Below are 23,306 nucleotides of genomic sequence, written 5' to 3' on the forward strand. Positions count from 1 at the left end.
CCATCTTTATCGTCAATAAAGGTAATGCCATAGATACGACCGCTTTCGTTCTTTCGGATTATCACACGCAAGCCCTGTCCCTCCATCCGTTGCCGAAGTTTTTCCTCAGTATCGGGAGAAGTACGCATAACTTCCAATACCTTCCTTCTAACGGTTGGTATCAGTGGCTTGATGTTTTGCTTGGACTTCTGTATTCTGTTCTGTACGGCAGTATAGCCCACACCACGACCGATGTCGGAGGCATGGATGGGTGTGCCTGCCTTGTTGCCCTTGCCATCAGTTGGAACATAGACAAGTCCGTCGTATTTCCTTCCTCGAAACTCCGTCTTCACTTCTTCCACGGCAAGATTGTATGCGGAAAGGATGGCGTTCAGCTCTCCCAATGAACAGAAGCGATAATGCTTCAGAACCGTGCGAACAACGCTTGCTACCTGCTCCTTGATATTCCCTTTACCAATATCCACCTTGGGTGTTTCTTTCATCGCCTTGTCAGTAATTTTTGAACTTGGAATAAGACCAAATCTCTTTTCCAAGGCATCGGTAATCTTCTTGCTCCTTCGCTTTTCAAATTTGTCGTTGATTTTCTTTCCTTTGGCGTCCACTCGAAGCGACACAATGTGGATATGCTCACGGGCAATGTCACTATGCTTAAAGACGATGTAGGGTTGCTTGCCATAGCCAAGTGCCTCCATATACTCCTTGGCTATCTGCGTGAGTTGCTCATCGGAGTTTTTATCGTCCGGATGCGGATTGAGCGAGCAATGGAACACCATTTTCTTTGTCCGGCATTTCTCAGGGATAAGTGCTTGCATATCGGCAAACACCTCTGCCATCGTATAAGTTCCCTCTTTGTTTTGATACAAGCCTTGGGCAAGAAGAATGCTTGCTTCCTCTTTCTCTACCTTTTTGAAGTTATAGCCGAGTGATCCTCCAAGGTTCTCCGTTGCAGAAATCTTGGCAATCATCTTTTGCGGTAGTCAATGGTTAAACGGATAGCCTGTTCTTGCAAAGCTATGATTTGAGCCGACAGTTTCTCCAACTTTTCAAGCAGAATCTGTGCGGTCTTGACCGAATGATAGCTGTTGATGGCACGCACGGTTTGGTTATACAGCACGCCAATTTTATGGATTTGTGCCGTCAGTTCAGAGAGTTTTCTGTAATATTCCACGGCGGATTTATCCACCGTTATCACCTTGAAACTCTCCCCAAGAATACGTCCACGCACGAAATCCGACTTGGTTTCTGCGCCCGAACGCTGAAACAAATCTATAGCCCTTTGCTGGTCTTTGGGGTTAGGCAACCGTACATGCCAGTTGTCCCAGCGTGGCTTTTCTGACGTTTTCCGTTCTGGACGATGTTCCTCTTTCTTATTCATATCCATTCTGTTTTCTTAATTACGACTTTGGAGTAATTCATCTCCCCTTCGGGGCAAGGGTCTTTGTGGTACAAACTGCGGTTTGTGTTACAAAGACACACCTTGCCAATATCAAGAGATGATGCAATAGAAGCATCCACCTTTCAGAGTGTCCGCTTCGGGGAGATTAGCTCCATGTTCTCTATCTGCCTGCAAAGTTACGGCAGATTTTCAAATATCTCATTATCAGAGACATTCACTCTTTTTCCTTTCATTTCCCTGTACTTCATAGGTGTCATAAAATCAGCCGAAATATCATTTATTTTGCAGTCAGAACGAGCGAACAATGGTATGATGTCACAAGCAAAAGACATATAATATTACCGCCTGCTTGCACCAAAGATGATAAGAAGGAACAATACATATTCATAACAATTTATTGTCATGACAAACTATTGTCAGTACAACAGATTGTAAGAACTCGAAATCGTTCTTTAGGACTATCGTATGAACCAAATGTAATCAAAACAAACTGTCTGCTGACAACTCTTAAGAATAAAAGAACATCCAAACATCAAATAGACAAATAATATAAACTAAGAAATTATCATTATGGAGAACAAACAACAACACCCCCTCTTTCTGGGGTTCTCCTCGCAAAAGGGAGGAGTCGGGAAAAGTACGCTTGCCGAAATCATAAGTAGCATCCTTTTCTATGAGAAGGATGTCAATCTCTTCGTGGTGGACTGCGACTTGTCACAGGATTCCTTTTACAAGCTCAGGGAGCGAGAGAAGAGTGTCATTCAGAAAAGCGAGGAACTGTCAAGGTCGATGGAAGCGTATTTTCAGACATTCGGTAAACAAGCATACCGAATTTACAAGTCCGCCCCCCGTGATGCGGTCAAAACAGCCAGTAACCATATCGAGAGACTCCATGACGAGGAGTTTCAGGTGGTAGTGTTCGACTTCCCCGGTCATGCAGGAACCTCTGAGCTGATGGAGCTGTCCCTTCAGATGGACTATATTCTTTCTCCGCTTGAAGCCGACATCCAGTCCCTGGTCTCATGTCTGGCATACGCCAAGACTATCACGGACATTGGAGTTTCTATGTCCGATTCCCGGATAAAGGACATCATACTGTTTTGGAACAAGGTGGACAGAAGGGTAAGGAACGTCATCATCGATGAATATACTAAGTTCATCAACGAGCAGCAAATCACGCTCCTTCCCGGCTATGTATATGCCATGCACCGCTTCTCCCACGAACTTTCCACATACGGGCTACGAGGAGTGTTTCGCTCCACCTATCAGCCTCCCGCTAAGGGGTTGAGAAGAGGCACAGGAGTGGATGAACTCATATCAGATTTGATACAACGTCTCAAACTAAAAACGAAATCAGAAAATGGCAACGATTGAGGAAAGAAAGCAACAGCTGAAAAACAAGCTGAAGAAAATGGCAGAGGACAACGTCGTTGTGGAACCAGCAACGACTCCCAACTCCTTCGACCCGACCGATGAAGCTGCGCCTTTGCCTGAAACATCACGAGAGGAGGAAAGAACCCAGAAAGAGGCAAAGACGCTAAAAGAGAAATTTGCAGAAGAAACCGAGGAGGAAACTGGGAAGACAAGGGATAAGGAAACAAGAAGAGAAAGTAATCCGAGAATGGAAAAGCCCATCAGGCTATCCCTTTCCATCGAGGAGTACCGTTCCCTGTACTTTCGTCCCGTCCGTTCCCAAATGCGGACAGCCTTCTCCATTAATCTGGAAACGCTGCAGAACCTGCGCAACGTGTTGCAGGACTTGGGGGAGCGTGTTTCCATAGCCGCATATATAGACAACATTCTTAGGGAACACCTGCGTGAACATTTGGAATTGCTCAACAGTGCGGCAGCAAAACAAAGACGCAAGACAACAATAACACTATGATGGAAACAATACTTTTCAGTTTTATACTGATACTCATCATCATTTGGATAATGCTGGGTATCCTGTACTTCTATATGCGGTATGTATCTCCGTATGGCATCCTTATCAAGAAAAATAAAAAGGGCAATGAGCAGACTAAGGAGAATGAAGCGACGAAGAAAAAAGACGGACAAAAAGGAGAAGGAACAGAAGATCAAGCCGAGTTTGTACTGATTGGCAAAAGCCGTTCCACTTCCCCTATTATCCCACAAGTTCCCTCTGCTTCATCATTAGAAAATTCAAAGCAGAATAGTAATAATTTTGTACCGCAAAACTCCGAAAATAAAGATGACATAAGGGAAGAGGATAACGAGATGGAGGTTAACTACGAGATGGAAAGAGAGGACGAAAACGAGGTTGCTCGCGAGGAGCTGAGTCTGCCCATTGAGTCCGCATCTGAAGATGGTGAGGTATCCAGTCAATCTATCCTCGCACGTGACTTAGGTCGCATGAGAAAGTGGCGTAAGAACAGTGATGAGGTAGATGATGCCGAAGTCAAGGAAATTGTCGGTCAACTTAAAGGCACTGACTTTATGGAGAAATACAAGGAGTATGTCGCCAAAATGCAAGGTGAGCAGTCCATCCTGCTGGATAAAATCCGAAGAGCAGAGGAAGGAGAAGAGCAGACATATGAATTGTCCACTTTCGATGCCTCCAGAAAGAACTCTTCTGACAATATGATGACGGAAACTGACGATATGGGCGAGCGTCCACTTTCATACTATCTGTAAAACTATTGTTTTTGTTCATATTGTACAGTGTTCAAGGGGTGGCTCAAAAGTAAAACAATCTGCCAATATCTGTCATACGATAAAACCGAGCTACCCCTTGCCACTTTCACCCTAAAAAGAAAATAATTTGTTTAACAACTTAAAATAAAAACAGCAATGAACAACAAAAAGAAAATCACAATGCTGCTCCTGATGGCTGCCGCCACCGCAGGAGCTTATGCACAGGGCAATGGAATGGCGGGTATCAATGAAGCCACCAAGATGGTGACCAGTTATTTCGATCCCGGTACGAAACTTATCTATGCCATCGGTGCCGTGGTGGGCTTGATCGGAGGAATCAAGGTCTATAATAAGTTCAGTTCGGGTGACCCCGATACGAGCAAGACCGCAGCCTCTTGGTTCGGTGCGTGCATCTTCCTCATCGTGGCTGCCACCATCCTACGTTCTTTCTTCCTGTAACCACTATGGCGAGTTGGGAAATCAACAAAGGTGTAGGTCGGACGGTGGAGTTCAAGGGCTTGAAGGCGCAGTACCTCTTCCTCTTTACAGGAGGCTTGCTGGCTGTCTTCATCCTCGTGGTCGTGTTCTATCTCTGTGGCATCAGTCAGATAACCTGTCTGGTCATAGGCGTAGTGGGTGCCACCCTCGTGGTGTGGCAAACGTTCTCCATGAACCGAAAGTACGGGCAGTATGGGCTGATGAAGCAGGGAGCAGTTCGTATGCACCCACGCTACCTCTTGAACCGCCGGACGGTCTTTCACCTTATCCGTAACCTTCAACCCAAAAGAAAGAAGCAATGAGAAACAACAGTAAGATAACTACCTTGGAGTCGAAGTTCCCGCTGCTCTCCGTTGAGCAGGGGTGTATGGTGAGCAAGGACGCAGATATTACGGTCGCCTTCCGTTTGGAATTACCCGAACTCTTTACCGTTACCTCAACAGAATACGAGGCAATGCACTCAGCCTGGCATAAGGCAATCAAGGTGCTACCCAATTACAGCATCGTACACAAGCAGGACTGGTTTATTAAGGAGGACTATCAAGGAAATCTCTCCGATGGCGGACTGAGCTTCCTTGCCCGTTCCTCCGAAAGGCACTTCAACGAACGTCCGTATCTCCACCACTCGGTCTATCTCTTCCTTACCAAGACGAACAAGCAGCGTATGGCACAGCAGAGTAATTTCTCTTCACTCTGCCGTGGACACCTGCTGCCCAAGGAAATCACCAACAAAGATGAGGTGATGAAGTTTATGGAAGCCGTTGACCAGTTCGAGCGTATCATCAATGATACCGAGCAGCTAAGGATTGTCCGCATGACTGAAGATGAGTTAGTTGGCACAAATGAAAAGGGCGGACTACTCGACAGGTATTTCTCTCTATCTGAAGAAGGGCATGCGTCTTTGGAGGACATCCGTCTGGGCGCAGACCTTGTGCGTGTGGGCGACAATATGCTCTGCTTACATACATTAAGCGATACAGATGATTTGCCCACAAGTGTGAGCACGGACAGCCGATATGAACGGCTTTCCACTGACCGCTCCGATTGCAGGTTGTCCTTCGCCGCTCCCGTGGGTTTGATGCTGCCGTGTAACCACATCTATAACCAGTATATCTTCATAGAGGATAGCGATGCCAACTTGGAACGCTTCGAGAAGCAGGCAAGAAACATGCACTCGCTGGCACGCTACAGCCGTAGCAACCAAATCAACGAGGAATGGATACAGGAGTATCTCAATATTGCCCACTCACAGGGACTGACCTCCATTCGTGCCCACTTCAATGTGCTGGCATGGAGTAGTGATAAGGAAGAACTTCGCCAGATCAAGAATGACGTGGGCTCTGCACTTGCTCTTATGGAATGCCACCCTCGCCACAATACCATTGATGCGGCAACGCTCTACTGGGCGGGCATTCCCGGCAATGCGGCAGACTTTCCTGCAGAAGAGTCATTCTATACTTTTATCGAGCCTGCCCTCTGCTTCTTTACGGCAGAAACAAACTATAAGGATTCGCTCTCTCCCTTCGGCATCAAGATGGCTGACCGCCTTTCTGGAAAACCTATTCATCTGGATATATCGGATTTGCCAATGAAAAAGGGAGTCATCACCAACCGTAACAAGTTTATCTTGGGTCCTTCGGGTAGTGGTAAGTCTTTCTTTACCAACCACATGGTACGCCAGTATTACGAGCAGGGAGCGCATGTCCTCTTGGTTGATACGGGAAACTCATATCAAGGCTTGTGTGAACTTATCCACCGCAAGACCAAGGGAGAGGACGGCGTGTATTTCACCTATACCAATGAAAGTCCTATATCTTTCAACCCTTTTTATACGGATGATTACTTCTTCGATGTAGAGAAAAGGGAGAGTATCTGCACATTATTACTTACACTTTGGAAAAGTGCTGATGAACATATCACCAAGACCGAAGCAGGCGAACTCGGTTCTGCCGTCAATGCCTATATCGAACTTATCAGGACGGATCATACCATCGTTCCCTGCTTCAATTCCTTCTATGAGTATCTGCGGGACGTGTACCGCAAGGATATGGAAAAGCGTGACATCAAGGTAACACTCTCGGACTTCAACATCAACAACCTCTTAACGACATTGAAGCAATACTATAAAGGTGGTCGTTATGATTTCCTGCTGAACTCGGACAAGAACATCGACCTGCTAAGTAAACACTTCATCGTCTTTGAAATTGACCAAGTGAAGGACAACAAAGACCTCTTTCCTGTGGTAACGATTATCATCATGGAAGCCTTCATCAATAAGATGCGCCGATTAAAGGGTATCCGCAAGATGATACTCATTGAGGAAGCGTGGAAAGCCATTGCTTCGGCAAACATGGCGGACTACATCAAGTATCTCTATAAGACGGTGAGAAAGTATTTCGGAGAAGCCATTGTGGTAACGCAGGAGGTGGATGACATTATTCAGTCGCCCATTGTCAAGGAGAGTATCATCAACAACTCCGACTGCAAGATACTGCTCGATCAGCGCAAGTACATGACCAAGTTCGACGGTATACAGGCGATGCTCGGTCTTTCGGAAAAGGAAAAGAGCCAGATACTCTCCATCAACCAGAACAACGACCCGAACCGACTCTACAAAGAGGTGTGGATAGGTCTGGGCGGTATGCAGAGTGCTGTCTATGCTACGGAGGTGAGCATGGAGGAATATCTCACCTACACCACGGAGGAAACCGAGAAGGTGGAGGTCATGCAGCGTGCGGAACAACTCGGTGGCGATATAGAGACCGCTATCCGACAGCTTGCCATAGAGAAAAGAAACAATAAAAAGAAATAAGTAATAAACCATCAAAACTATAGTAACAATGAAAAAGTTTTTATTTATGGCTCTCTTAGGATTGAGCCTTTCAGTTTCCAAAGCACACGCACAGTGGACGGTCTATGACCCGGGTAACTTTGCCGGCAACATTGCCAATACGGTCAAGGAGATAGCCACCGCCTCGAAGACAGTAAAGAATACCCTTGACGGATTCAAGGAGGTGGAGAAACTCTACAACGACACCAAAAAGTATTACGATGCCCTCAAGAAGGTGAATAACCTTATTGGCGATGCTTATAAGGTCAAGGAGTGTATCCTGATGGTGGGCGACATCTCGGAGGTCTATGTCACTTCCTACAAGAAGATGCTCTCGGACAAGAACTTCCGCCCGACAGAACTCGCTGCGATGGCCTCGGGCTACACCAAGCTGCTCGAGCAGAGCGGTGAGAGCCTGAAAGAACTCAAGTCCATCGTCAAGAGTAATGTCTTCTCCATGAACGACCACGAGCGCATGCAGCAGATAGACCGTATCTATACCACACTACGTGAATACCGCTCCTTGGTGTCGTACTATACAAGGAAGAATATCTCCGTAAGCTACGTGCGTGCAAGGGAGAAGAACAACCTTGCCTCTGTTAAAGCGCTCTATGGTAATACGGCAAGCAGGTATTGGTAAATCCACAGACAAAAAAGAACTTGAACGAACTTTCATAAAAAACTTTTGCTTATGGATTTTGCCAGTTTACACGAGCTGCTACGCTCAACCTATGACGAGATGATGCCGCTCTGTGCCCAGATGACGGGCATTGCCAAGGGCATTGCAGGCTTGGGTGCACTCTTTTATATTGCCCTTCGGGTATGGGCTTCCATAGCCCGTGCCGAGGCGATAGATGTTTTTCCCTTGCTGCGCCCCTTCGTGCTGGGCTTTTGTATCATGTTCTTTCCAACAGTCGTATTGGGTACGATGAATGCCGTTCTCTCACCTGTGGTGCAAGGAACGGAGATGATGGTACACCAGCAGGAAGGCAATTTGGCGGAACTGACCGCAAAAAGGGATAAGTTGCAGGAGGAAGCCTACCTCAGAAATCCTGAAACGGCTTATCTTGTATCGAACGAGAAGTTTGACCAAAAGATAGAGGAAATGGGCATCATCGGTCCGGAGGATGCCGTGACAATTGCGGGGATGTATGCCGAGCGTGCCGCCTATCAGACCAAGCAATGGGTCATGAAACTTGTTCACGATTTTTTGGAATTGCTGTTCCATGCTTCGGGACTCATCATTGACACGCTTCGCACCTTTATTCTGATTGTCCTTTCGATACTCGGACCTATCGTGTTCGGCATAGCCGTATGGGATGGTCTAGCAGGCTCACTTACGGCATGGTTCTCACGCTATATCTCTGTCTACCTGTGGCTGCCTGTCAGCTCTATTCTTACGGCACTGCTTACCAAGATACAGGTGCTGATGATGCAGAAAGACATCGATGCACTCAGCGATCCGAACTATCTGCCTGATTCGGGAACGTGGTATTACATCGTCTTCTTCCTTATCGGTATTGTAGGCTACTTCTGTGTACCTACTGTGGCAGGTTGGATTATTGAAGCTGGAGGCGGTATCGGCTCATACGGACGCAATGTTAATCAGACTGCACAGCGTGGCGCACAAGGTGCATACACTGGTGGCAAGGCTGCTATGGCAGGCGCAGGTGCTGCTGTGGGAAATATCGGTGGACGCATCAAGGGAGCGCTGCTCAGAGGAAAATAGAAATGGAGCAACTATGCTTAATTAATCAACGGGTATAAAAGAAAAAAATGGAATTCAAATCACTTAATAATATCGAGACCTCATTCAGACAGATACGGCTCTATGCCTTTGTCTTTGCCATCGTATGTGTGGTAGTAAGCGGTTATGCTGTCTATGCCTCGTACAGCTTCGCCAAGGAGCAGAGGGAGAAAATCTATGTGCTTGACCAAGGAAAGTCGCTCATGCTGGCTCTCAGTCAGGATGCAAGTCGTAATCGTCCCGTAGAGGCAAGAGAACACGTGCGTCGTTTTCATGAGCTGTTCTTTACCATTGCGCCCGACAAGGACGCCATTGAGAGGAACATGGAGCGTGCCTTCCTGCTATGCGACAAGTCGGCTTTCAATTATTATAAGGACTTGGCGGAGAAAGGCTATTATAACCGTGCCATATCGGGTAATATCAATCAGCGCATAGAGGTGGACTCTATCCACTGCAACTTTAATACTTACCCTTATGTGGTAACGACCTATGCACGGGAGTTTATCGTCCGTCAGAGTAATATTACAGAGCGCAGTCTTGTTACGACCTGCACGCTGCAGAACTCTGTTCGTTCGGACAACAACCCGCAAGGCTTCCTGATGGAGAACTTCCTCGTCAAGGAGAACAGGGACATACAGACTTATAAACGATAAGGCTATGGCAAGAAAAGTAAACTATCTGCTCGCTCACCATTATCTGCGCTTTCACCTATGGCTCCGTCATTGGTGTGAAAGGCTCACGATAAGGCAGCGCAAGGCTATCGTCTATGGGCTGAGTTTTATCTATCTCATCTGTTCCCTTTGGATGATAGCGCAGTTTTTCCTTCCTCCAAAGAAGGAAAAACTACCCATTCCCACGGGAAAGCTGACGGACAGTCCGATACGGACAGACAGCACTTTACAAGAGTTACACGGCAATTTTTACCTACAACATCACCAAACAATCAAAGAAAATGGATAATAAACAGAAAGAACAAATGAAAAAAGGCTTGGTCTTCGGAGGTCTGGGACTGCTGTTTGCCCTTTCAATGTGGTTTATCTTCGCACCGTCGGGCAAGGATAAGACAGCTGCGGAGCAGGGACTCAATGACAGCATCCCGCAGGCAACGACTGAAAAGCTCACCGAGAACAAGCTCAAAGCCTACGAATTAGGCGACAAGGCACACGAGGAAGAGCAGAGCCGCGAGGAGATGGGCAAGCTGTCGGACTATTTCGCACAGAACACCGCTCCATCAGAGGCGCAGCGTGCAGAGACAGCTGCTTCTACGGCAAAGATAGAAAACTCTATGCATCGCTATGAGGAGAATAATCGCCTTTTGAACTCCTTTTACGCTCCCGATCCAAACGAGCAGGAGCGTGAAGCCTTGCGCTCGGAGATAGATAACCTTAAAAAGGAACTCTCTGCCAAAGACAGCAGGGAGGACAATGAAGAGAAAAGACAGCTTGCACTGATGGAAAAGAGCTATCAGATGGCAGCGAAGTATCTTCCTAAGACATCATCTGTTCCTCCGTCATTGGAGAATGCTTTTACGAATGATAAGGGAAACACACCCACAATCACCGATATTGGAACAGAAAAGGAACAGGGGCAAGCCAACACTCCTATAATGGAGGTCTTGGCGGAACGCAAACAGGTGGTGTCTTCGCTCGGTCAGCCGATGAGCGATGCAGATTTCATCAAGGAGTACGGCAAGAAGGCTCGCAACTTGGGCTTTCATTCGCTTGCCAGCAGTTCTCCTTCTTTGATGCGCAACACGCTCAAAGTGGTGGTGGACAGAACGACAACGCTTAAGGAGGGTGACAATGTCGTACTCCGTCTGCTTGAAACCGCCAAGGTGCAGGGTTTGCGTATTCCTCGGCAGAGCCGCTTGATAGCACAGGCGAAGATAGAGGGCAACCGTATGCACCTGCTTATCAAAAGCATTGAGGTGGACGGACATATCATATCCGTCAAACTCTCGGCATACGACATGGACGGACAGGAGGGTGTGTATATACCTGGTTCGGAGGATATCAATGCGCTTAAGGAAGTCGGGGCGAACATCAGTGGTTCAATGGGAACCTCCTTTACCTTCGCTTCCTCTGCCAAAGACCAGATTATCTCCGAGGCTGCCCGTGGGGTGATGCAGGGTGCAAGTCAGCTGCTTCAGAAGAAACTGCGCACCGTAAAGGTAACGCTCAAAGGGGGCTATCGCCTTTTCTTGGTGCAGACAAAATAAACAATCAAGAATAACAAGTAAAACAATAACATCAAATCAACAGCAACAATGAAGAAACTTATTTTATCAATGGCTTTGCTCGCAACGATGGGAGCGACAGCCACTGCACAAGACCTCAACAACGGCACATCGCTTATGCCTAACCGTCCTCTCTCTTCGGGCGAACTCTTTCAAGGGATGAGCCGTGCCATTCCTAATGGGCGTGTCGTCCTTCCCTACGGCTTGGACGTTACCTTCGACAAGACTGTGCATCTCATTTTCCCTGCTCCCATTCGCTATGTGGACTTGGGCAGCAATAACTTGATTGCAGGCAAGGCGGAGGATGCGGAGAACGTGCTGCGCGTGAAGGCTGCCGTGAAGGATTTTGAGACGGAAACCAACATGAGCGTGATTTGCGAAGACGGCTCTTTCTATGCTTTCAACGTAAAGTATGCCGATGAGCCGGAGAAGCTCAGCATAGAGATGAAGGACTTTTTGTCACCAACAGAGGGACGACTGCCAAGCAACCGCTCTGACATTTACTTTAAGGAACTTGGCAACGAGTCGCCCGTATTAGTAAAGCTGATGATGCAGACTATCTATCAGAATGACAAGCGTACCATCAAACATATCGGTGCACAGCAGTTCGGCATGAAGTTTCTGCTTCGTGGCTTATATGCCCATAATGGCTTGCTGTATTTCCACACTAGTATGGAAAACGGTACGAATATGCCGTACTCGGTGGATTTTATCACATTCAAGGTGGTTGATAAGAAGATGGCAAAGCGCACCGCTATACAAGAACAAGTATTGCAGCCGCTTCGTGCCTATCATCAGGTGATGCAGGTGCGTGGTATGGGTAGTGAACACACTGTGTTTGCGCTCGAGCAGTTTTCTCTTACAGAAGACAAGCAGCTTGAAGTGACGCTCTATGAGAGAAATGGCGGTCGCACATTGACCTTTTATGTAACGGCAGAAGACCTGCAGATAGCAAAGAAGATTGATAACCTCAAACTGAAATGGTAATGAAGAAGAACAATATCATTCTGACAGTATGCGTTGTGGTGGCTATGACTTTCAGTCTGCCATCGCAGGCACAGCGACTGATACCCAAGCAAAGGGGCATAGAGGTCGTAGGGGGTGTTCCGCTTATCAAGGGTGAAAAGTTCTTTGGCAAGGATAACTTCGGTCTTGACATATCGCTTACCCGTTACTTGAAACGAGAGAACTACTCCTTTGTAGGAGTTGAGTATGAACAGCAGATTATGCCGTATCGGGACTATGGCGTAAAACTCAAAGATGCGCTCCTGCACTTGGGCTATATGCACCCGATACTCTCCGACAATGGCAAGAACGTGCTTCTCTATGCTGGCATATCCGCATTGGGCGGTTACGAGGAATTGAATGAGGACAAGAAGCTGCTGCCCGATGGGGCTACGCTGCTCGACCGCCCACGCTTTGTCTATGGTGGTGCCGTACATGGCTCGGTGGAGGTGTTCCTCACGGATAGGCTTCTGTTTCTTGTCAAGGCACAAGGGCGGTTCCTCTTTGGAACGAACGTGCATCGTTTCCGTCCGGCTGTTTCTGTAGGGCTAAGGTTTAACTTTTAAGTAGAAGAAAAGATGAAGAAGATATTGAATACGATTTGGGTAATGGGTGTGCTGACCCTTGCCGTGTTTTGCCTATCTGCTTGTGATAGGGAACTGGATGTGCAGCAGGCTTATCCGTTCACTATCGAGACGATGCCTGTTCAGAAGGACATCACCAAGGGACAGACGGCAGAGATACGCTGCACGCTGAAGCGGGGCGGTGAGTTTGCTGACACTCGCTATACGATACGTTATTTCCAGCCTGATGGCAAAGGAACGCTGAAGATGGACGATGGTACGGTGTTCAAGCCCAACGACCGCTATCCGCTTACAAAAGATGTGTTCCGTCTGTATTACACCTCGCTCTCCACTGACCGCCAGACGATTGACGTGTATGTGGAGGATAGTTTTGGCAAAATGCAGCAACTGACTTTCAGCTTCAATAATGAGAAGGAGGAAGAAAAGGGAAAAACCACCGCAGTAGTAACCAGAGCCTTGAACGATGCGAACGGCTAAACGCTTTGCTTTATTCTGTATAATGTGCTTGCTCTGCCAGCCGATCCTTGCCCAGCGCAGGGTACGGTTGGCAGACTTGCCTCCTTTTGAGCGCGCCGTGGTGGTCGTGAAATACTTCGAGGGGCTACACGGAAAAGGTTGCTATCCGTATGTGGGCTATGGGCATCAGCTGCAATCTGGAGAGCATTCCTCTTCCAATATGACGGAATGGCAGGCGGACTCGCTGCTCCGTGCAGACCTTTGGAAATGCTTTGAACACTTCAAAGGCTATGGTAAGGATGCGCTGTTACTGACCTTACTTGCCTATAATGTGGGTGTGGGGCGATTGCTTGGTTATGGTAAGCAATCCAAGAGCCGATTGCTGAAAAAGATAGAGGCAGGGGACAGAAACTTCTATCGGGAGTATGTTTCGTTCTGCCGATATAAGGGAAAGGTCTTGAATGGATTGGTGAAACGGAGGCAAGTGGAGTTTGCCCTTTTTTATATCTTATATTAACGTGAGTTCAATGAATTATAGGTATCTGTAAATTTGGTGATTAGCGAAATTTATTGTAACTTTATAGTACTGATTTACAAAGAATTACAAACAAAAATCGCTATAATCACCGAGGATAAAGTTACTGAAATATTTTGTATGGCAGATGACTTCTGCAATTTTTTTGATGCTATGATGGCAAAATATATGGTAAAACCGGCTAATAAGAGAAAATATCATCGTGATTGCACGATGTCAAAGGCGGAAATCATGCTTATCATGATTCTTTTCTACGACTCCGGTTATCGCTGCCTGAAACATTTCTATCTTGAAAAGGTTTGTAAGCATCTGCATCATCTGTTTCCCAAGGTTGTCTCGTACAACCGTTTTGTGGAATTGGAAAGAGAGGCTGCCATCCCCTTGGCTTTGTCTATCAAGAAAGTCCTGCTGGGCAAATGCACGGGAATCAGCTTTGTTGACAGTACGCCACTTTGCGTCTACAGAAACCAGAGAATACACATTCACAAGGTATTCAAAGGCATAGCTCAAAGAGGAAAGTGCTCAATGGGTTGGTTCTTCGGATTCAAGCTACATCTGATTTGCAATGAGAAAGGAGAGCTTCTCAACTTCATGATAACACCTGGGGATATTGATGACCGTAAGCCTCTGGAATACAAAGCGTTTTTGGAATTTATATACGGGGAACTGGTTGGTGACAAGGGGTTTCTCGGCAAGAACCTCTTTCAAAAACTCTTCGGCGACGGAATACAGCTTATCACCAAGTTGAAAAGCAATATGAAAGGCGCGTTGATGAGCGTTTCTGACAAACTTCTTATCAGAAAGAGAGCTATCATCGAAACGGTAAACGATGAGTTGAAGAACATTGCACAAGTAGAACACTCCAGGCGTAGATGCTTTGACAATTTCATCGTCAATATATTGGGAACTGTTGCTGCATATTGCTTATTCCTAAAGAAGCCGTGCATCTATGTACAAAGGACATTCGATACAAAGCTCACTTTTTTCTAAATTCGTCGAACTCACGTTATATTAAGAGATCTCTGCAAAAGTTCCCCAATAGGAAACTTTAAAAAATATAACTTGTTGATAGTCAGATATCGTATTTCTGACATAAAGGAGTTTCGCAGAAGTTTCAGAACATAGATTAGCCAACCCAGATAATGTATATCTATGCGATTGGCTCTTAGGAGTACTTAAGTAAATATAAAAAGGTATAAGATAAAAATTCACAGGGCAGTAATCGCAAATTAATACTACCTACGAAAACATAGCATCAAGTTTAGAATGGGTTTCCGCAGGGACTGTTATATTGCTCATATCATAATAGAACTTAGCGTCCACATGCCTCATAACATCTTGGGTTATCCCCATATTGTTCATTACTTGAACTCTATCCGCAGTTCCTCCTGCATTGCGTTGAGCTTGTATGCCTTGATTAATCTTTTTCTTTATATCGTTCACCATCTGCGGCTTCACAATCATATCCCACAGGTAATGTCCCCGAGTAATCTTCCATATACTATGCTGATCATAACCAAGCATTGCCAATTTTTCCTTTATTTTTTCAGAAGACTCTTTGTGAGATTCTATTGCATTGTTCAGTTCTGTCCTATAAGCAGTTTTGAACTCTGTAAAATTAACACTGTTTGCACACTTCTGAACACCAAAATGCGTTATCAACTCCCCATAATGTTTTATCGGACGAAGTTCTTCTTTTGATTCTATTGTAGCGAGATAATATACATATAAATCCCATGATGCCAAAGAAAACTGTTCGACAAGATGGATATAGTCCGTATTTTGTAACAAAATGTTTTCTATAGAATGCCACGTTGTATTAACCACAAAGGGACAATTTCTCACCATATCAGTATATCTGGAGTATTCATCAATGATTAAGTCAAAATCTGCATCGACAGCTACCACCTTCTCTTTGCAAAGTCCCTCCATCGACAACAACATGGATTTTCCATTTCCCTTGTCTGGGTTGACAGTCTTGTTTGTGACGACTTTGATGTTATACTTCGTTTGGTATGGCTTAACTGCTTCTTTCCAAAACATAACGTCAACATTGCCCTCAACGTACATTTGGACAGGAATTCTCGAGGGAGAATGTCCAAATGCTGCTGTTGCCTTTATCCATTCGCTTGTTACATTCTTGCTTAAATCACTCATATCACTCAACTTTGGTCATTAGTGATGATATGTTAGTAACGAGTTGCTCCCATCCATCTATAATAACACCGGGGGAATGGGTTGCCAATATAATCTGACAATTAGGATTCAGTTTCTTCAGGTTGTTGAGAAGTTCTCGCTGCCAGTCAATATGCATTGAGATTTCCGGTTCATCCATTATCAGTATGCTCTCCTCCTTTCGTTGTAGCAATACGGTAAGCATTACAATAAGGAACTGCTTCTCACCCGATGATAATTTCTTGTTGTTGTCAAATATTTCTCCTTCCAGTTTAAACTGGAGTTTGCTCTGCTCTGTGTCAACAACCTTTTGCGTGTTTGCAAAAGCGTGATTTACGATTTCAATAAAAAGATTATTCTGAGCATAAATACGTCGCATATCTTCTATCTCAACCTTTCCAGCTGACTTAATGATATCACTCAACTGCTTGGAGAGATCGGAAAGATAATAGGCATATTCGCTCTCCAATTTTTCCAACTGCTGATCAAGTGCACTGCCTTTTTCTGTTTTAGTTGGAACATCGAAAGTTGCTATTAGGCTGTAGTTCCTATCTTGCTTAAACGTGCTTGTGGCTATCTTATTACCGTTCTTTCGTATTGCAATGATACTCGCATTTATTGTATGGTCAGCCAGACTTTTATCGTCTTGACCATTAATATCCGCACTTATTCTTGTTGCAAGTTCATTAAGTAACTCATCCGATTCTGATTCTTTTTTCAACCGCAAGAGGCTATCTCTGAAACTTCTATATTTGACGTTAACACCGTCATACATATTTGCAGAAGCACTTTTTACTCCAAAAACTTCCGGGATATAGTCGGGCTCACAGAGTGCTGCAATAATCTTCAGCAGGGTGGTCTTGTATGATCCGTTATCACCTGCTAATATATTTACATCTTCTCGAAGTATCCATTCAAAATTGTACTTATCATACAACCGTTCTATTTTAATGCTTTTGATTTTCATGACGATTGTCTCCTATTGTTAATCCTCCAAGTTATCAAATAACGTTGGCTGACTCTCATCTATTCTTTTCTTTTTTCCTTCTAATGTCTCAGTGTAATTGTCATCATAGCCGTGACCATATACAACTAAGACCTTGTATTCGTTGTGCAGAGGATTTTCGTTTTCATCAAATGTCTCCTCAAACTGAAGTTTGCAGTCTATATACGAACCTGTTCGGAAATCTATCTCTGCATTCTGAGCCTCCATCCGGAATTGACCTGCCATCATTTCAAAATTGACATCCTGCCCTTTATAGTTGCCTTTCCATTTGATTGACTTGCCCTTTACTATTACAGGACTCACGATATACATTCTGGCATGATCCTCTATTTTAGTCTCTGGCACAAATGATTCGATATAACTGGCAAATGAAGAGGATTCAATTCGAAAATCGGTTTTGTCAAGATTGTCAAAGTCGTTATGTTTAATACCGACAGCCTTGATTTCCTTGCAAGTAGACAACTGCCTAAAGTATTCTGTCCTAGCTTTTCTGAAATGCAAATGCGAATTAAGTCGGTCAAGCTGTTTGTCATTAATGTTTAGTTTTTGAATAACTACCTTTATCCTTTCAGACTCTTGCCCTGAAAGACCGTTTGTCAAATCCTCCATCCGAACTATTTTCTTTTCGAAGAATAACCTACGGAATATAAGAACAAGAATATAGCGAATCCATTTCGTATCTTTGCCCTCATCCATGATGAACCAGAACATTTTAATAACGCTACCACGTTTCAAAGAACCTGTCTGCAAGTTATTGCTAATGCCAATTACTTTAGAAACATAGTTAAAAGCCTTGATATAGCACAATGAGGATTCAGCCTCCACTTTTGCATTCATCGCGTAAGTAGAGTTGTCTTGCAGTTCGTAGTGAACCATCAACGAGTCATCTTCAATTCTTTGCATTTATTGGTAACATTTTATTTAGAAGAGCCACACATATTAATTATGAGACTGAATCCCTTGCAAAAGTAACAAATTATTTTTATATACGCATGGAGGGGAGTTTTTTTATATAAATGGTAGGGGGCATGGAACTCGTTGTAGAGTGAACTATCAATATTTTCAACTAATAGAAAGAGGAGTTGACATAACTCCTCGCTGCCAAATTTACTATCATTTGAAAAGTACAACAGCTACCATCAGTTTCAACTCTTTGGGAGAAACTGTTTTTGGGTGTAAAATTTATAGATGTATGCTAAACTTTGATGTCTTACACACATTTTCTGTGGAGGATATCAAAACTATCACTATGTAAATCACCTAATCATATTGACCATTTTCTTCCACTTGCTGAGACGAAAAGAAACTAACACCATTGAGTTTTACCATCTTTGACGACAGTGATTCTTTGTAAATGACGATGAGTTGTTAGAGGGCATGGTTTATGATAAACCCTATTGTTGATATCTGTAATACATTTAACCATATTTCTGCATCGCTATTATTTGATTATACAGTATGATATACACCTATCCTTTTAATTTGCAAAAAGCGAAAACACTTGTCTTTTGTAATTGAAATTCTATTTCCTGCGACTTTCTTTTGCTTCTTTGCTTTGGTCGCCTGCTCGTTCAAAGACAAAGAAAAGAAGCCACGCAATTTTTCAGTTTGCGTGGCTCTTGTTCTTATTCAAGATGCTATTTCTACACTTTCGTTATTCTATCTATTCTTTTATTGGGGTGCCTGTCAAATGCCCAGTTTATCTCATCATCGGGCAAAGTGCTGTGAATACTTCCACCCATTACCAATCCGCAATTTTGCAGGACTTTCTGCCGTGCTTCCTCCTTGCTCTCTGCTACAACATCGAATACACCGTCAAAAACATATTCCGTATAGACTAAAAATCTTTGTTTCTTCATAAATTCTAATCTTAAAATTCAACCTTTAATAATCTGTACTCCTTTGGCTTTCCATTAGATAATTTGCGTAATGTGAGCCAAAAGTGATGTGCGCCATAGCCGTATGCAAAGAACTTATCAAGTTCTGTTTCTTCGGCTATTGTGTTGATAGCCGACCTTAACTCCTCTTTGTTGTCGGATAGGGTTATTGCATTGATAACCCTAATGAGTATGTGCGGTATCTCGTTCGCCCAGTTGCATACAATACTTTCTATTTCTACTTTCATATCTATGATGTTTTGTTGTTTGTTTTGTTATAATGTCGCTCTCATTCTCTGTCTTATTAGTCTGCTGTTGGCATTGACAAGGTTTACTATCTGCTCATGGTATTCTGTGTTCTTGTTGCATACCCCACGACTTTGCACCACTTCCAAAGTTCTTAATGATACTTCAATGGTTTCTATCCGTTTGCCCTCAATGGTAGCCGACAGGATGAGCGAGTCTTCTCTGAGATAGTACTCGTTGGAAAATACGCAGTGGTGCATGGTTACTCCCTCCTCCAAATGCTCACGCACGCTCTCCAATACGTGGACTTGGATTGTGCCGTCCGTGAAATGGATACCGAAAAATTTGGATTTAAGTTCTTTGAAACGTTTTTCATCTTCCATTGCCTTCTTTTGTTTCTGTTCTATTTCCTCCCTTTCACGCAATCTGAGAAGTTCCTCGTGTCTGCGGTCGTGTTCGCCTTTAAGGTCTGTTGGGCATAAATATTTTGGATTATGAATATCCTTTCCTAATCTTCTAAGTGTATCTACATAATCACTCCAAAGGGAAATATCCACAATCTCATAGCCGTTACGGACTGCAACCTTGTAGGATTGCCATAGTTCTTCAAAAGTTCTCATGTTGGCAAGAAAGTAACGTAAGTGGTCTGTACGACCTGCCTTTAGCAATGTTTCCACTCGGCTGTCTGTGAGCAATGCAGGAATAAGCTGGGTAGGCACGATGCCATAGAAATTATCCTTAAAACCATTTCTGCGAAGTATGTCTGTAACCTTGAACTTCGGAAATATCGGTGAGTAGGCAATATGCTGATAGGCTTCATTATCGTTGCGTATTGCCATAGGACTATAATAGGAAAAGGTATCAACATAGTGTCCCAATACCCTCTGTATGGCAACCACAGCTTTTCGTCCCTGCATATTCCACCAATATTGCCCAATCTCTATTATGGAAGCCTGTGCTTTGTAACCTTTCTCCATACCCACAATAAGTAGGAACATACGCAATACTTGAAATTCTCCACAAGTAGTAAGTATGGTGAAATACTGTTTCTCCTGCAACTTGCGCTCGTATGTTTCCTTGACCTGCAACTTTGCCCTGCAATGAGGGCAAGTGCAAGTTTCTCTATGTTTGTCCATTACCCAACTATACCCACAATCCATACAAGTGGTGCGACCTTTTGGCAAGCGGTAGGCGAAGTGGTCAATGCACTCACGGAATGCTCACTTACTTTGTGTCTTGGTTATCGGGCGAAGATGCTTGCTTTGTTCCAAAACTGCCTTTTCAAATTTGTTTCTTGGTTTCATAGGCTTAAAAATCAAATAAAGATGGTTGTACTTGGGTTGCTATGTTCTCGGTCTTTTTCACTCGTGCGTTACGGCTCTGTAACTTGGCAAGTTCCTCACGCTGATATTGCTTAATGGCTTCCTGCCTTGCTTCAGCTTTTTCTTCCTCTGTGAGTTCTACAATGTGATTAACGGCTACTTGGCAGGAAACAGACTTACCTACTTCTATATCGTCCTCATCGTAGTAATGAACAGCCATAGAGAAGATTTCATCATCATCAAAGCCGTTGCAACCACTTTTCTGCACTTCATTAAGAATGTAGGTGATGCACTCCTCGATATTCTTGTTAGGTTTCATTAAGTTGGGGGCAAACAAGGGGTCTGTCATAGCACGCTGATTGAGATACTCGGCTATTGTCCGTGTGAAATGTTCTGTTCCTTTCATTGTCGTATATGTTTTGATGTTATTAATACTTGGGAATTTCTACTATTTGATTGATACGTCCATATAGGTAGGCTCTTAGGCTTGTTCTGTCGGGTGCGTAATACTCTGTCCATTGTCCATACTGATTGACAAGATATTTCTTCAGTACATCAAAGAAGTCAAAGCGATAGCCTTGCAGGGGTACGGCTGTGCGGAAATAGGTATTAGAGTTTACCGCTTCACATAGCCAATTCTTTTCTTCACGGCTCATCATTTCGCCACGATTGAGTTTCATACGTAGGAGATATATTTTGCTGTTACAAAGGCTCTCCAAAGGGGGAACGTCCCATTGTACAAACTTAATTGCCAACACTTGCTCACTTTTTTCAGCCACAGGGTTAATGCGGTAATGAGAGGAGGAGCTATATCCTTTGCTGTTCATCGAAGATGTTGTATTTACCTTTTGCTTATCCATAGCGACATTTTTTTTATGCGTCCAAAGATCGGAGTATGCTGATTCCTTTTTGTAGCAAAATCAAGGTAGCGGGGCGGGCTTGCACAAGGTTTTGTCGGAAAATACTACCCGTAGGTGTGGAGATTTTCCAGACAAACCAAGCGGCACAGACCTTTTGAAAGCCACAAGCCCCATACTACCTTTGCGGATAAAAAGAAATCAGCACCGACTTATGGCACATCAAAGTGGAATAGATGGACGTGAGAGCCAGTATGGAAAACAAAAAAGGTGGCTACCTCAAGCGAGATAACCACCCATATAAGATGCATAACTATCGTTAATGAGCTGACGAAAAAAAATTGAGTACGACTACTCCTACCAAGATTAATGTGACACCGAAGATAGTCATTAAATCAAAATGCTGTTTGAAGCAGATGATACTGATAGCATTAACAAGTACCAATCCAAGACCTGCCCATGTAGAATAGACTATACCGAGAGGAATTGTTTTTAACGAAAGAGATAAGAAATAGAAACATGCCATATAAGATACGCATGTCCCAAGAACAAGCCATGGCTTTGTAAAACCATCAGAGACCTTAATGCATACAGTCCCTATAGTTTCCAAAACTATGGACAACATAAGAAATAAATAAGCCATAATAATTGGATATGTAATTTAGGCGGACTTTAACGCTGCCACCTTTCTGCGTTTGACACTGCAAAAGTACTCATTTTTTAGCAATTTCGTACTTGGTAAATACATTTTTATGGAAAAAAGTTAGGAAACGAGCACCACGTATAGAATCAGATTATTAAGAACTTATCGAAAAAACTTCTTGTTAGAGCACACAGAGCAGGATTACCAAGATGACGGCAAGCCAGAACAGCCAACGCAGGATTATAAAGGTTACTTGCAGAATAACTTTAACAATGAAGCGTAGTGTCAGGAAACCGAGAATAACTGAAACGGCGGTTACGACTTGCGGCGTAACTATCTTTGAGATGAGGTAAACCGCACCGATAACGATGGAAAGCAGAACAGCGAGTTCGATGAAGCGTGTCCAAGCGAAGCGGCGGACTTGCTTGGGAGAAGTCGGCTGCTGCTTGTTCTTATCGGTTTTGTTCGATGCGTCTGCCTTGATGAAGGCAGGTGTGTGAACGATTTCGTTAAGCCGTGAGGACAATGGAAGCTCGCTTCTATTGTCTCGGCGAGAAATCGCACTTTTAAGAACGTCTTGATTCATGATGATTGTATTCATATCGGAGCTTTTTATAGTTTCAAGAGCAGTTACAAGATGCGCAGACTACACAAAGACAAGTGTTTGAAAAAACTCTTGGCGTGTGGAGTGGAGCGTTTATCTTGGCTCTTGACACTACAAAAGCTCCAGATGGTGCTACATCAAGTCATGTTCTCACCGCCTATCGTTGGCAGACCATTGACCTCGATGAGCAGAACTATTGTTCCTGTCAGTTCGGTGTAGAGTTTCTCATACTCTGGAGTTGCGCCAAAGTCGTCTGTCAGTTCATACTTATCGAAAACGCTTTGCACAGCCTTATTCTTCAGAAGCATTGGTGTTAGTCTTTCGGGGAGTGGAGAAGGAAGTTCTTTCTCGAACTCATTCTCTAAGACAGACACAAGTGTGTCGTACTTGGAAAAGTGAAGTCCTCGATACAAGACTTCACTTGCCATGGTCTCTGCTTCAAGATGTGAGAAACTTTGCGCCACTGCATCACAGTAGGTGGTAAGGGCTTCATCGGCTCTTGCCGTTATGAATTGGTTATCACTCAGCATTTCGGGGAAATGCTCACCGAGATAGTTCTCCAACTTCAGGCGGAAGTAAGATAGTTCTTTCTTGGTTTCCATAAATCTCTTATTTTAGAATTATACATTTTATT

Annotated in this window: 28 protein-coding genes and 1 pseudogene; 16 read left to right on the top strand and 13 right to left on the bottom strand. The window is 44.2% G+C overall.

All coding sequences use genetic code 11. The features are described from left to right. A partial coding sequence (gene mobB, locus DEM91_RS05165) for a conjugal transfer protein MobB (RefSeq protein ID WP_249858202.1) occupies positions 1–965 on the bottom strand: 965 nt, incomplete at its 3' end. Next, positions 962–1,381 carry a hypothetical protein gene (locus DEM91_RS05170; RefSeq protein WP_249858203.1) on the bottom strand — a complete coding sequence of 140 codons (420 nt, stop codon included), beginning with the start codon at positions 1,379–1,381 and terminating at the stop codon, positions 962–964. The genes DEM91_RS05170 and mobB, both read right to left, overlap by 4 nt. Positions 1,382–1,966: 585 nt before the next feature. Between DEM91_RS05170 and DEM91_RS05175 the strand changes: the two genes are divergently transcribed. The 16 genes from DEM91_RS05175 to DEM91_RS05250 all read left to right on the top strand — a co-directional run bounded on the left by DEM91_RS05175 (position 1,967) and on the right by DEM91_RS05250 (position 14,932). Beyond that, entirely contained in the window at positions 1,967–2,770 is an 804-nt protein-coding gene (locus DEM91_RS05175) for a division plane positioning ATPase MipZ (protein WP_004358273.1), read from the top strand. Next, the gene (locus DEM91_RS05180) at positions 2,757–3,281 is read left to right on the top strand and encodes a DUF3408 domain-containing protein (RefSeq protein ID WP_249858204.1); all 525 of its coding nucleotides are present in this window, start codon (positions 2,757–2,759) and stop codon (positions 3,279–3,281) included. Before DEM91_RS05175 ends, DEM91_RS05180 begins: the two co-directional genes overlap by 14 nt. Further along, positions 3,278–4,051, top strand: a complete 774-nt coding sequence (locus tag DEM91_RS05185) for a hypothetical protein (protein ID WP_249858205.1) — start codon at positions 3,278–3,280, stop codon at positions 4,049–4,051. Before DEM91_RS05180 ends, DEM91_RS05185 begins: the two co-directional genes overlap by 4 nt. Before the next feature lie 156 nt (positions 4,052–4,207). Further along, on the top strand, positions 4,208–4,510 hold the full coding sequence (locus tag DEM91_RS05190; protein ID WP_004348190.1) for a DUF4134 domain-containing protein: 303 nt from the start codon (positions 4,208–4,210) through the stop codon (positions 4,508–4,510). 5 nt (positions 4,511–4,515) lie between these two features. Continuing rightward, on the top strand, positions 4,516–4,851 hold the full coding sequence (locus DEM91_RS05195; RefSeq protein ID WP_060940970.1) for a DUF4133 domain-containing protein: 336 nt from the start codon (positions 4,516–4,518) through the stop codon (positions 4,849–4,851). Next, a complete protein-coding gene (locus DEM91_RS05200) occupies positions 4,848–7,361 on the top strand; it encodes a TraG family conjugative transposon ATPase (RefSeq protein WP_249858206.1) in 2,514 nt (837 codons plus the stop codon). The genes DEM91_RS05195 and DEM91_RS05200 overlap by 4 nt, the downstream gene beginning before the upstream one ends. 28 nt (positions 7,362–7,389) lie before the next feature. Continuing rightward, positions 7,390–8,019, top strand: coding sequence for a DUF4141 domain-containing protein (locus tag DEM91_RS05205; RefSeq protein WP_249858207.1), 630 nt, complete (start codon positions 7,390–7,392; stop codon positions 8,017–8,019). 51 nt (positions 8,020–8,070) lie between these two features. Next, entirely contained in the window at positions 8,071–9,108 is a 1,038-nt protein-coding gene (traJ, locus tag DEM91_RS05210; RefSeq protein ID WP_004339324.1) for a conjugative transposon protein TraJ, read from the top strand. A gap of 47 nt (positions 9,109–9,155) precedes the next feature. Then, on the top strand, positions 9,156–9,779 hold the full coding sequence (gene traK / locus DEM91_RS05215) for a conjugative transposon protein TraK (protein WP_004336011.1): 624 nt from the start codon (positions 9,156–9,158) through the stop codon (positions 9,777–9,779). Positions 9,780–9,783: 4 nt separating this feature from the next. Next, positions 9,784–10,086: a hypothetical protein gene (locus DEM91_RS05220; RefSeq protein ID WP_040555354.1), complete on the top strand. Its 303-nt coding sequence runs from the start codon at positions 9,784–9,786 to the stop codon at positions 10,084–10,086. Beyond that, complete coding sequence (traM, locus tag DEM91_RS05225) at positions 10,079–11,344, top strand: conjugative transposon protein TraM (protein WP_249858208.1); 1,266 nt, start codon at positions 10,079–10,081, stop codon at positions 11,342–11,344. The genes DEM91_RS05220 and traM overlap by 8 nt, the downstream gene beginning before the upstream one ends. Positions 11,345–11,392: 48 nt before the next feature. Then, a complete protein-coding gene (gene traN / locus DEM91_RS05230) occupies positions 11,393–12,349 on the top strand; it encodes a conjugative transposon protein TraN (RefSeq protein WP_249858209.1) in 957 nt (318 codons plus the stop codon). Further along, on the top strand, positions 12,343–12,933 hold the full coding sequence (locus DEM91_RS05235) for a conjugal transfer protein TraO (protein ID WP_249858210.1): 591 nt from the start codon (positions 12,343–12,345) through the stop codon (positions 12,931–12,933). The genes traN and DEM91_RS05235 overlap by 7 nt, the downstream gene beginning before the upstream one ends. A gap of 12 nt (positions 12,934–12,945) precedes the next feature. Beyond that, positions 12,946–13,428 (top strand): DUF3872 domain-containing protein, encoded by a 483-nt coding sequence (locus tag DEM91_RS05240; protein WP_102285021.1) that lies wholly within the window; start codon positions 12,946–12,948, stop codon positions 13,426–13,428. Then, the gene (locus DEM91_RS05245) at positions 13,415–13,924 is read left to right on the top strand and encodes a glycoside hydrolase family protein (RefSeq protein WP_249858211.1); all 510 of its coding nucleotides are present in this window, start codon (positions 13,415–13,417) and stop codon (positions 13,922–13,924) included. The genes DEM91_RS05240 and DEM91_RS05245 overlap by 14 nt, the downstream gene beginning before the upstream one ends. 102 nt (positions 13,925–14,026) lie before the next feature. Then, complete coding sequence (locus DEM91_RS05250; protein ID WP_249858239.1) at positions 14,027–14,932, top strand: IS982 family transposase; 906 nt, start codon at positions 14,027–14,029, stop codon at positions 14,930–14,932. A gap of 249 nt (positions 14,933–15,181) precedes the next feature. Here the strand turns inward: DEM91_RS05250 and DEM91_RS05255 are convergent, their stop codons facing one another. From DEM91_RS05255 to DEM91_RS05305, 11 genes and pseudogenes are all read right to left on the bottom strand, one after another. Then, positions 15,182–16,099 carry a DUF4435 domain-containing protein gene (locus tag DEM91_RS05255; RefSeq protein WP_249858212.1) on the bottom strand — a complete coding sequence of 306 codons (918 nt, stop codon included), beginning with the start codon at positions 16,097–16,099 and terminating at the stop codon, positions 15,182–15,184. A 1-nt stretch (position 16,100) separates the two neighbouring features. Further along, on the bottom strand, positions 16,101–17,084 hold the full coding sequence (locus DEM91_RS05260; protein ID WP_249858213.1) for an AAA family ATPase: 984 nt from the start codon (positions 17,082–17,084) through the stop codon (positions 16,101–16,103). 18 nt (positions 17,085–17,102) lie between these two features. Next, complete coding sequence (locus DEM91_RS05265) at positions 17,103–18,026, bottom strand: hypothetical protein (protein WP_249858214.1); 924 nt, start codon at positions 18,024–18,026, stop codon at positions 17,103–17,105. Positions 18,027–18,766: 740 nt separating this feature from the next. Further along, complete coding sequence (locus DEM91_RS05270) at positions 18,767–18,982, bottom strand: hypothetical protein (protein WP_024990785.1); 216 nt, start codon at positions 18,980–18,982, stop codon at positions 18,767–18,769. 11 nt (positions 18,983–18,993) lie between these two features. Further along, positions 18,994–19,248 carry a hypothetical protein gene (locus DEM91_RS05275; RefSeq protein WP_249858215.1) on the bottom strand — a complete coding sequence of 85 codons (255 nt, stop codon included), beginning with the start codon at positions 19,246–19,248 and terminating at the stop codon, positions 18,994–18,996. Positions 19,249–19,275: 27 nt separating this feature from the next. Continuing rightward, positions 19,276–20,550, bottom strand: a pseudogene (locus tag DEM91_RS05280) (PcfJ domain-containing protein). 4 nt (positions 20,551–20,554) lie between these two features. Beyond that, the gene (locus tag DEM91_RS05285; RefSeq protein ID WP_249858216.1) at positions 20,555–20,974 is read right to left on the bottom strand and encodes a PcfK-like family protein; all 420 of its coding nucleotides are present in this window, start codon (positions 20,972–20,974) and stop codon (positions 20,555–20,557) included. 22 nt (positions 20,975–20,996) lie between these two features. Beyond that, positions 20,997–21,428 carry a hypothetical protein gene (locus tag DEM91_RS05290; RefSeq protein WP_249858217.1) on the bottom strand — a complete coding sequence of 144 codons (432 nt, stop codon included), beginning with the start codon at positions 21,426–21,428 and terminating at the stop codon, positions 20,997–20,999. Positions 21,429–21,744: 316 nt separating this feature from the next. Further along, the gene (locus DEM91_RS05295) at positions 21,745–22,068 is read right to left on the bottom strand and encodes a DMT family transporter (protein ID WP_081942298.1); all 324 of its coding nucleotides are present in this window, start codon (positions 22,066–22,068) and stop codon (positions 21,745–21,747) included. Between the two features lie 181 nt (positions 22,069–22,249). Then, on the bottom strand, positions 22,250–22,669 hold the full coding sequence (locus DEM91_RS05300) for a hypothetical protein (protein ID WP_249858218.1): 420 nt from the start codon (positions 22,667–22,669) through the stop codon (positions 22,250–22,252). A gap of 140 nt (positions 22,670–22,809) precedes the next feature. Continuing rightward, positions 22,810–23,274: a DUF1896 domain-containing protein gene (locus DEM91_RS05305; protein ID WP_004338067.1), complete on the bottom strand. Its 465-nt coding sequence runs from the start codon at positions 23,272–23,274 to the stop codon at positions 22,810–22,812. Positions 23,275–23,306 lie beyond the last annotated feature (32 nt).

It is taken from the genome of Prevotella sp. TCVGH (assembly GCF_023522295.1).
Lineage (GTDB): Bacteria > Bacteroidota > Bacteroidia > Bacteroidales > Bacteroidaceae > Prevotella > Prevotella timonensis.